This is a genomic window from Pseudomonas sp. LSJ-87 (assembly GCF_032971465.1).
In the GTDB taxonomy this organism is placed as follows: domain Bacteria; phylum Pseudomonadota; class Gammaproteobacteria; order Pseudomonadales; family Pseudomonadaceae; genus Aquipseudomonas; species Aquipseudomonas putida_Z.
The window spans coordinates 83,967-90,048 of sequence record NZ_JAWJYQ010000044.1 but is presented as its reverse complement, the minus strand read 5'-3'; the positions used below and the strand labels follow the sequence as shown (position 1 = coordinate 90,048).

Annotated in this window: 6 protein-coding genes; 3 read left to right on the top strand and 3 right to left on the bottom strand. The window is 65.0% G+C overall.

Annotated features, from left to right (window positions below):
- Positions 1-177: 177 nt before the first annotated feature.
- Entirely contained in the window at positions 178-1,482 is a 1,305-nt protein-coding gene (locus RYH74_RS22250; RefSeq protein ID WP_075044788.1) for an MFS transporter, read from the bottom strand.
- Positions 1,483-1,748: 266 nt separating this feature from the next.
- Between RYH74_RS22250 and RYH74_RS22245 the strand changes: the two genes are divergently transcribed.
- Genes RYH74_RS22245 through RYH74_RS22235 form a run of 3 tightly spaced genes read left to right on the top strand, consistent with a single transcriptional unit; the run spans position 1,749 to position 4,058 of the window.
- Positions 1,749-2,912: an iron-containing alcohol dehydrogenase gene (locus RYH74_RS22245; protein WP_317410142.1), complete on the top strand. Its 1,164-nt coding sequence runs from the start codon at positions 1,749-1,751 to the stop codon at positions 2,910-2,912.
- Positions 2,913-2,933: 21 nt separating this feature from the next.
- The gene (locus tag RYH74_RS22240; protein ID WP_013972037.1) at positions 2,934-3,248 is read left to right on the top strand and encodes an NIPSNAP family protein; all 315 of its coding nucleotides are present in this window, start codon (positions 2,934-2,936) and stop codon (positions 3,246-3,248) included.
- Positions 3,249-3,281: 33 nt separating this feature from the next.
- A complete protein-coding gene (locus RYH74_RS22235) occupies positions 3,282-4,058 on the top strand; it encodes an SDR family oxidoreductase (protein ID WP_025338589.1) in 777 nt (258 codons plus the stop codon).
- A gap of 375 nt (positions 4,059-4,433) precedes the next feature.
- On the opposite strand, the gene RYH74_RS22230 is transcribed toward RYH74_RS22235, so the two are convergent.
- A complete protein-coding gene (locus tag RYH74_RS22230; RefSeq protein ID WP_025338590.1) occupies positions 4,434-5,369 on the bottom strand; it encodes a cyclase family protein in 936 nt (311 codons plus the stop codon).
- Positions 5,370-5,467: 98 nt separating this feature from the next.
- Entirely contained in the window at positions 5,468-6,010 is a 543-nt protein-coding gene (locus tag RYH74_RS22225) for a WYL domain-containing protein (RefSeq protein WP_075044791.1), read from the bottom strand.
- Positions 6,011-6,082: the final 72 nt, after the last annotated feature.

The window sequence follows — 6,082 nt, the reverse complement described above, 5'->3', positions numbered from 1 at the left end:
GGCACCGGCTGCGCCGGTGTTCGCGGCCACGGCCGCTCCCACAGGTACAACGTGAGTCCGAAGCCTGCGCCGTACCTGTGGGAGCGGGTTCACCCGCGAAGCAGGCGACGCGGTGGATGGCACCGGCTACGCCGGTGTTCGCGGCTGAAGCCACACAGGGATCTCGCAATCTCGATCTCAGAACTGCCGCTCGCGGTAATCGATCAAGCTGGAAAACACCGCAATCAACACCGCAGCCACCACAAAGAAGATCAGCGCAAAGAAGTAATCCCCGGTGAACTGCACGATCAGCCCGATCACGATCGGCACCAGCACCCCGGCCATGTTGCCGCAGAAGTTCATGGTGCCACCCAGCACGCCGGTGCGCGACGGCCCGCCGATGATCGCCGGCAGGCACCAGTACATCCCGCACCAACGGATGAAGAACATCGCCACGCACAGCAGGCTGATCACCGCGACGGTCTCGCCCACATAGGCTGCCGCCAGGATGCACAGCGCCGCCACCAGCGCCGAACCGCTGAACATGGTGCGCATCACCAGGTTCGGCGAGGCACCGCTGGCCCTCCAGCGGTCACCGATCCAGCCGCCGATCAGTTCGCCGACAAACCCGCACATGAAGATCAGGAAGGTCGCCCCACCCATGGCCGAGATGTTCAGGCCGTGGGCCTTGTGCAGGTAGCTCGGCATCCAGGTCAGCAGGCCGTAGAACACTGCCAGGATGCAGCTGTAGCCGGCGAACATGGCAAAGATCGAACGGTCCTTGAGCAGCTCGCGCAGCGGCAGCCTGGCCTTGGCTGCCGCGGCATGGGCGCTGGCGTTGCCTTCGGTGATGTGGCGCAGTTCGGCCTCGTTGACCCCCGGGTGCTCGCTGGGGTGGTTGCGGATGTACTTCCACGCCAGGATGCCGGCCAATACGGTGCCGACCCCGGCCACCACGAAGGCCAACCGCCACGAACCCAGCCAGGCAATCAGCCCGGAAATCAGGATCGCCCCCAGGGCGCTGCCCAGCGGCGCGCCGCCATCCACCAGCACCGCGCCACGGCCACGTTCGTTAGGCGTCAGCCAGGCGCCATTGAGCTTGGCCCCGGCGGGCATGATCGGCGACTCGGCCACGCCCAGGCCGATACGCGTCAGCAGCAGTACCAGCCAGTTGTGCGAGGCCGCGCCCAGTGCCTGGAACAGGCCCCAGGCCACGGTTGCCGCGCCAATGATGCCGCGGGTGTGGAAGCGGTCCAGCAGCATGCCGCCAGGGATCTGCATCAAGGCATAGGACCAGAAGAACGCACTGAGCATCAGCCCTTCCATGGCCGGCGTAAGGTTGAATTCTGGGGCGATCAGCGGCAGCGCCACCGACAGCGAGGCGCGGTCGATGTAGTTGATTGCGGTCAGCAGCAACAGGATCAGGAAGATGCGCCAGCGCACCGTGGTCATCGGGGCCGCAGCGGGCAGCGCCAGGTCGGCCGGGGAGGGGATGGTCTTCATCGCAGGAGCTCGTTGTTGTGATTATCGGGAGGCGTAGCAACTACGCAGGCCGATTGTTGGAGCGCTGCCGGCAGTGCAGGTAATGAAAAGAGCTGATCCGCCAATAACGCCTGCTTATTACCCAGGCAGGGGATAAGCAGTGGTTATTGGCGGATCAGCTCTTTTCATTATCGGCGGCCCTGGCCCGCGCTCTAGATTGCCCCGGCACGGCCCGCCAGCGTCACGGCGGGCACAACAAGAACAACGCAGTTGCCTGAGGACCCCTCATGAGCCAATTCCAGTTCCATTTCCCCACCATTGCCAAATGTGGCGCGGGCCTGGCCGACCAGGCCGGTGCGCTGCTCAAGCCGTACGTGGACGGCACCCTGCTGGTGGTCACCGACCAGGGCCTGATCGACGCTGGCATCCTGGCCGGCTTCTTCGCCTCGCTGGAGCAGGTGGGCATCGACTACCAGCTGTTCTGCGCCGTTGAAGCCAACCCCAGCACCGACGTGCTCGACGCTGCCGTGGCGCTGCTGAAAGAGCGCAACTGCACCGCCGTGATCGGCGTGGGCGGCGGCAGCAGCATCGACACCGCCAAGGGCGTGGCGGCGATGGCCACCAACCCTGGCAACATCCTCGACTACGAGGGCTACGACAAACTGACCCAGCCGCCGCTGCCGATCTTCGCCATCCCGACCACCTCCGGTACCGGCAGCGAATGCACGGCGTCGACCGTGTTCACCAACAAGCGCACGCTGTTCAAGACGGTGATCGTCAGCCCGCGGCTGTTCCCGCGCCTGGCCATCCTCGACCCGGCACTGACCCTGAAGCTGCCTGCGGCCATCACCGCCGCCACCGGCATGGATGCCCTGACCCACGCCATCGAGTCGTATGTGTCGCGCCAGGCCAACCCGATCAGCCAGGCCATGGCCCTGCAGGCCATTCGCATGATTGCCGGCAGCCTGGAAAAAACCTATTTCGTCGGCACCGACATGGCGGCCCGCGAGCAGATGCTGCTGGGCTCGTTCCTGGCCGGGGTGGCGTTCTCGCAATCCAAGCTGGGCAACGTGCATGCCATTTCCCACACCTTCGGCGGGGTGTTCAACATTCCCCATGGCATCGCCAACGCCGCCCTGCTGCCTTACGTGATCAAGTTCAACCTGCCGGCCTGCCCGGAGCGCTTCCGTGACATCGCCATTGCCCTGGGCGCCGATGTGACCGGGCTCAGCGTGGAGCAGGCCGCGGCACACACGGTGGATGCGGTGGTGGCCCTGAACCAGGCCATCGGCATTCCCGCGACCATCCGTGAACTGGGCGTGGACCTGGAGTTCCTGCCGCAGATGGTCAGCGACTCGATGCGCAGCGGCAACGTGCTGGTCAACCCACGCCTGACCACCGCGCGCGATGTCGAGCGCCTGATCACCGACGCCTACCACGGCAACCTCTGAACCTTTTACGGAACCACGACCATGTTCTATGAAATGCGTACCTACACCCTGCACATCGGCAAGATGAAGCAATACCTGGAGCACTTCGAAAAGGAAGGCTTGCCGGTGATCTCGCGCTACGCCAAGCTGGTGGGCTGGTGGTACACCGAGATTGGCGAACTGAACCAGGTGGTGCACATCTGGGCCTACGAGAGCCTTGACGACCGCATCGAGCGCCGCGCCGCCCTGTACCGCGATGCGGACTGGCTGGAGCGCTTCATCCCCGTGGCCTTCCCGATGCTGGTGCGGATGGAATCGAAGCTGTTGATGCCTGCCGCGTTTTCGCCGATCCAGTGACCCTGTAACTGCATTGCATCAAGGAGCAACCCAATGGATCTAGGCATTACCGGCCGCTGGGCCATCGTCTGCGCGGCCAGCCAGGGCCTAGGCAAAGGCTGCGCCGAGGCGCTGGGCAAAGAAGGCGTCAACCTGGTCATCAATGCCCGCACCCAGGCCACCCTGGAGCAGACCGCCGCCGAGTTGCGCGCGGCCTGCCCGGGCATCGAGGTGCGCACCGTGGCCGGTGATGTCGCCGACGCCGAGGTGCGCCAGGCGCTGCTGGCAGCCTGCCCGCAGGTGGATATCCTGGTCAACAATGCCGGTGGCCCGCCCCCGGGCGACTTCCGCGACTGGGGCCGCGAGGACTGGCTGAAGGCACTGGACGCCAACATGCTTACCCCCATCGAGCTGATCAAGGCGGTGGTCGATGGCATGGCCGAGCGCGGGTTCGGCCGGGTGGTGAACATCACCTCCGGCGCGGTGAAGGCGCCGATCGATATTCTTGGCTTGTCCAATGGTGCGCGCAGTGGCCTGACCGGCTTCATCGCCGGCCTGGCCCGTCAGCAGCGCCTGGCGGGCAGCAACGTGACGCTGAATAACTTGCTGCCTGGGGCGTTCGACACGGCGCGCCTGCAGAAGACCTTGAAGGCGGCAGGTGGCGATGTGGAAGCCACCGCCCAGTCGCGACGCAAGGCCATCCCGGCGGCGCGCTTTGGCAGTGCCGGCGAGTTCGGCGCTTACTGCGCGTTCCTGTGCAGTGCGCATGCCGGGTACATCACCGGGCAGAACCTGTTGATCGATGGTGGGGCGTTCCCCGGTACCTTCTGAATCGCCTGACTGAACGCAGGCCCCTGTGGGAGCGGGTGAACCCTAATCCCGGTCAGTTAGGCAAATTGGGCCGCTTTGCGGCCCTTCGCGGGCTTGCCCGCTCCCACAGGTTTGGCGTGGGGTTCAGAAAATGCGCAGTTCCTGTGGGAGCGGGCAAGCCCGCGAACACCGGCGAAGCCGGTGCCATGCACCGTGTCGCTTTCTTCGCGGGTGAACCCGCTCCCACAGGTTTGGCGTGGGGTTCAGAAAATGCGCAGTTCCTGTGGGAGCGGGCAAGCCCGCGAACACCGGCGAAGCCGGTGCCATGCACCGTGTCGCTTTCTTCGCGGGTGAACCCGCTCCCACAGGTACCGTGTCAGCCCTCAGGCGCCGCGATCAGTGAATCGCCACGGGGTTGATGTTCACCTGGGTCGAGCCCTTGTACAGCGGCTGGCCCAGCACGAACAGGAACTCGAACGCCTTGTCCTTCACCAGCGCGCGGGTGTCGATCAGCTCCAGGTTGTAGATGCCGCGCTTGGCCAGCATGAACTGGTTGACCGGGAATTCTTCACCGGTCGGGTTCGGGTACACCTCCGAAGCCCAGGTATCGCCACCAAAGGCGACAATGCCTTGGTCAGCCAGCCACTCGGCCGCCGGCAGGTCGATGCCCGGTTCGGTGGCGAGGAACTGCTGGTTGTCCTTGCCGATCAGTTCCAGCCAACCGGTGTTGAACAGCACCACGTCACCCTTGCGCAGGGTAATGCCTTCTTTCTTGAGCACGGCCTTGATGTCGTCGACGGTGAACGAGGTGCCGCCCGGCACGATGGCCTTGCCGTAGTGAGCGGTCATGTCCAGCACCACGCCGCGGGTGACCATTGGCGGTACTTTTTCCACACCCAGCTTGGTCACGCCTTCGACCGTGACGAAATCGGCAGCCTTGTTGCCGTTGTAGTAGACGTTGTCGATACCGATGTGGCCGATGCCGTTGAGCTGGGTACCGACGCCGGTCCAGCCGTTGACCAGTTCATCGTTGAAGCTGAACTTGTTGCGGCCCAGGGTCTGGCCGGCCTGCTCGCCAGGCTGGATGTTGTACAGGTGGAAGCTGCGGTGGCGGAAGGCCGGCAGGTCTTTGCTCACCGGTACGGCCAGCGGGTAGGTCTTGCCGGTCTTGACCAGGCCGACCGCCTGCTTGACCACTTCGGGGGTGAGCAGGTTGGCGGCGCCGATTTCATCCTGTTTGCCGTAGGGCGAGGTCTGCCAGTCGGCGGCCAGGGTGGCCTGGGCAGTGGTCGCCAGGGCGACGGCGAGCAGCAGGGGCTTGAAGCGTTTCATCGGGTACTCCTGATAGTGAGGCGTTGTCAGGAGCAGATTCTGCGCAGGGCCAGCTATGGGAAAAAGCGGCCCGGGGGACAATGACTTTTGCTTGCCGGTCAACAACCACCCGCGTGCAGCGCCAGGCTCTGGCGCAACTGCTCGAGCATGGCCTGGCGCAGCGCCTGCGGCGCCTGCACGCGGATCGAGCCGGCCTGGGACAGCAGCCAGCCCATCAGCGCACGGTTGTCGTCGACGGTGGCGACCAGGGTGGCGCCACCGTCCGCTTGCAGCGTCAGTTGCATATCTGCCGACAGGGGCGCCGCTTCCAGGCGCCGGGCCAGCGCATCATCGACCCAGGCGTGCAACTCGACCTGTTCCGGGGGTGTGAGCGCATCAGGCTGCAGTTGCTGCGCTTCACCCAGGTTCAGGCCCGGTTGCCAGTACCAGCCGTAGGGCATGCCTTTGCTGTTGCACTGCAGCGGGAACAGCGCCGCGAGTTCGACCAGGTCGCGTTCGACGGTGCGTTTGCTGGTGATATGGCCCACGGTTGTCAGGGCGGCCTGCAACTGGGTGGAACTCATCCCCGGGTGGCGGCCGGGCAGCAGCTTGAGCAGCTGCCACTGGCGGGCGATGGTGTGACGGGTAGGGTGGCTGGGCAAAGGGTTCGTCCTTGAAGGCAGGCACGAAGCCTGCCTGGGTAGTGGCTTTTAGCTATTGCCCAGCATACCTTG

Bases quoted from the DNA above. Each gene is read 5' to 3' on its own strand.
- RYH74_RS22240 (WP_013972037.1), top strand. From the start codon at position 2,934: ATGTTCTATGAAATGCGTACCTACACCCTGCACATCGGCAAGATGAAG.
- RYH74_RS22250 (WP_075044788.1), bottom strand. From the start codon at position 1,482: ATGAAGACCATCCCCTCCCCGGCCGACCTGGCGCTGCCCGCTGCGGCC.
- RYH74_RS22230 (WP_025338590.1), bottom strand. From the start codon at position 5,369: ATGAAACGCTTCAAGCCCCTGCTGCTCGCCGTCGCCCTGGCGACCACT.
- RYH74_RS22245 (WP_317410142.1), top strand. From the start codon at position 1,749: ATGAGCCAATTCCAGTTCCATTTCCCCACCATTGCCAAATGTGGCGCG.
- RYH74_RS22235 (WP_025338589.1), top strand. From the start codon at position 3,282: ATGGATCTAGGCATTACCGGCCGCTGGGCCATCGTCTGCGCGGCCAGC.